Source organism: Micromonospora globbae (assembly GCF_003610785.1).
Lineage (GTDB): Bacteria > Actinomycetota > Actinomycetes > Mycobacteriales > Micromonosporaceae > Micromonospora > Micromonospora globbae.
Genome location: NZ_RAQQ01000076.1, coordinates 1 through 2,633, shown reverse-complemented (window position 1 = coordinate 2,633; position 2,633 = coordinate 1). Strand labels below are relative to the sequence as shown.

Annotated in this window: 3 protein-coding genes; all 3 read right to left on the bottom strand. The window is 68.6% G+C overall.

Annotated features, from left to right (window positions below):
* Positions 1-52: 52 nt before the first annotated feature.
* The 3 genes from D7I43_RS32290 to istA are packed head-to-tail and all read right to left on the bottom strand — an operon-like array spanning position 53 to position 2,498.
* Positions 53-313: a hypothetical protein gene (locus D7I43_RS32290; RefSeq protein WP_120332326.1), complete on the bottom strand. Its 261-nt coding sequence runs from the start codon at positions 311-313 to the stop codon at positions 53-55.
* The gene (istB, locus tag D7I43_RS32285; protein WP_120332325.1) at positions 313-1,074 is read right to left on the bottom strand and encodes an IS21-like element helper ATPase IstB; all 762 of its coding nucleotides are present in this window, start codon (positions 1,072-1,074) and stop codon (positions 313-315) included. Before istB ends, D7I43_RS32290 begins: the two co-directional genes overlap by 1 nt.
* Positions 1,071-2,498 carry an IS21 family transposase gene (gene istA / locus D7I43_RS32280; RefSeq protein WP_240033334.1) on the bottom strand — a complete coding sequence of 476 codons (1,428 nt, stop codon included), beginning with the start codon at positions 2,496-2,498 and terminating at the stop codon, positions 1,071-1,073. The genes istB and istA overlap by 4 nt, the downstream gene beginning before the upstream one ends.
* Positions 2,499-2,633 lie beyond the last annotated feature (135 nt).

Sequence of the window (2,633 nt, the reverse complement as noted above, 5' to 3'; positions counted from 1 at the left end):
TGTCGGGGTACTCGTTGGAGTGCAGAGGCGAGTACGGCTGATCTTGCAGAGGTCAGGTGTCGTGGTGGGCGCCTTGTTCGTCACGGTGGGTTGCGTCTTGCAGGCGCAGGCGGGTGAGGCCGAGCATGTCGATCAGCCATCCGGGTCCGCCGGTGATGCCGCGGGCGCGTAGGAGGGTGTCGATCTCGTGGTGGGTCGCCGGTCCGGTGTTGGCGAGGAAGTCCTCGCAGATCTGGAGCAGGAGTTGCAGCAGGTCGCCGTGGTAGGTGTCGCTGGTGGCTGCGGGGTCGTCCGGGATGGCCGCGGGTGGCATCAGGCGACGTTCTCGATGGCGGTGAGGCGGTTCTTGAGTCGGTAGCTGGGGCCGTTGATGGGGACGACGTCGCAGTGGTGCAGGAGCCGGTCGAGGATGGCGGTGGCCAGGACCTCGTCGCCGAAGACTTGGCCCCATTCACCGAAGCCTTTGTTCGAGGTCAGCAGGGTGGAGCCCTTCTCGTAGCGTTTCGAGATCACCTGGAAGACGAGGTTGGCCTCGGGCCGTTCAAGGGGCTGATAGCCCACTTCGTCGATCACCAGGACGGTGGGGCGTAGGTAGGTCTGCAGCTTGCGGGCCAGCCGGCCGATCGCGTCGGCGGCGGTGAGGTGGCGGACCATGTCGTCGAGGGTGGTGAAGTAGACGGTGAATCCGGCTCGGCAGGCGGCGACCGCGAGGGACACCGCGATGTGGGTCTTGCCGACACCGGGTGGGCCGAGGAACGCGACGTTGGCTTTGGCCTGCACGAACGCGAGGGTGGCGAGGTCACGGACCTTGCGCGGGTCCAGGTCGGGTTGGAAGCTGAAGTCGTAGTCGTCGAGGGTCTTGTGGTGCGGCAGCTTCGACAGACGCAGCCCGGCGCGGAAGCGGCGTTCGTCGCGGACGGCGAGTTCCTCTTCCAGAACGAGGTCGAGGAACTCCAGGTAGCCCATGGCCTCGGTGTCGGCCCGGCCGGTGAGTTCCCGCAGCGTCTTGGCCAGGTGAGGCAGGCCGAGTTTGGTGGCGCTGGCGTGGATGCGGTTGGTGACCAGCTCACTCACTTCGAGACGTCCTTCAGGTGTGGGCGGTTGGTGAACGGGCTGGCCGCGGCGATCTGCTCATAGACCGACAGCGGCCGGGCCTCGACGGCGACCTGGGCGGCGGCGGCCCGGTTGAGCAGGGCTTGCAGCGGCCCCTGACCGCCGTCGCGGCGGGCCGGTCGGCGTGTGGTCGGCTGCCCGCCGTCGGGGTCGCCAGTGGTGACGGCACGGGTGTGTCCGTCGGGCAGACCGTCCCAGTGGCTCTCATCGACCACGCGGGCGCCGCGGCCCACGGCCCGCTGGTGCGTGGCCAGCAGCGTGGCGCCGTCCAGACCGCCGACGGTGGCGTGGATGGTGATGGTGGCAGCGGTCGCCCGGATCTCCACGAGCTGGCGGTGGCGGACCCGGCGGGCCGGCACAGAGTAGAGGTTGCCGGCGTAGGCGACCAGGCAGTCCTTGCCGACGTGCCGCAGATGCCGGTCGGCGACCACATACGCCCTGGCGGGGATCGGTCGCAGCGCGGCATGGTCACGGACCGCCCGCACGCCGATGATCTCGCCGTGGGTGCGATGCCGCACGGCCCGCCGCTGCGGCACCCAGGCCACGAACGTGGCATCGAGCTCGGCCAACGACGAGAACGCCCGCCCGGCCAGAACATGATCACGGACGATGGTGACCTGCCGTTCGACCCGCCCTTTGCCGGTCGGCCGATAGGCGGCCAGCACATCGATGTCGAAGTCGTAGTGCCCGGCGAACGCGACCGCTTCCGGGTGCAGCGGCACCGCCTCGCCCGGGGCGACGTGCCGGCGGACCACGGTCTTGGTCCGGTCGTAGACGATCACCCCGGGAACCCCACCGAAGTGCGCGAACGCCCGCCGGTGACACTCCCAGAACGCGGCCAGGTCCTGGCTGGTGGTGAAGCAGCAGAACGGATCCCGCGAGTACGACAGCACCATGTGAAACGAGTACACCTTCGGGATCCCGACATGGGCGAGGATGCCGCCCTCGTCGCCCCAGTCCACCTGGGCCTGCGCACCCGGAACAACCTCGAACCGGCGGTGCAGCCCGGCCAGCTGATCCGGACTAATCCCCAACTCCGCGGCGATCCGCGGCCGGGCCTGCTGCAGATACAACTTCACCCGCTGGTAGTTGCCGGTGAACCCGTACTGCTCGACAAGACGTTCATGAATCACCGTGCCCTTGAGCAGCAACTCCGCCCGCAACCACGCATCGACCACATGCGCGAACACGTCGATCAACTGCCCACGAGCCGGCCGCGCCCGAACCGGCGGCACCACCTCGCCACCACCAGCAGCCAGGTACTTCTTCACCGTCCGCCAGTTCAGGCCCGTCTCACGCGCGATCTCCGAGACACTCGCACCAGCCTCGTGCAACGCCCGGAACCGGCGCACATCCAGCCACCGCTGCTCATCCAACGCCCCCACCGCCAGCCGCCCCACGCCGGTCCGATCACGACCCGAGCAGCCTCACCCTCAGTCACCTGCTGACGACGGACAAACAGTGCGCACCTCTGCAAGATCAGCTGTACCTAGCTCTGCACTCCAGGCCGTACCCCGACA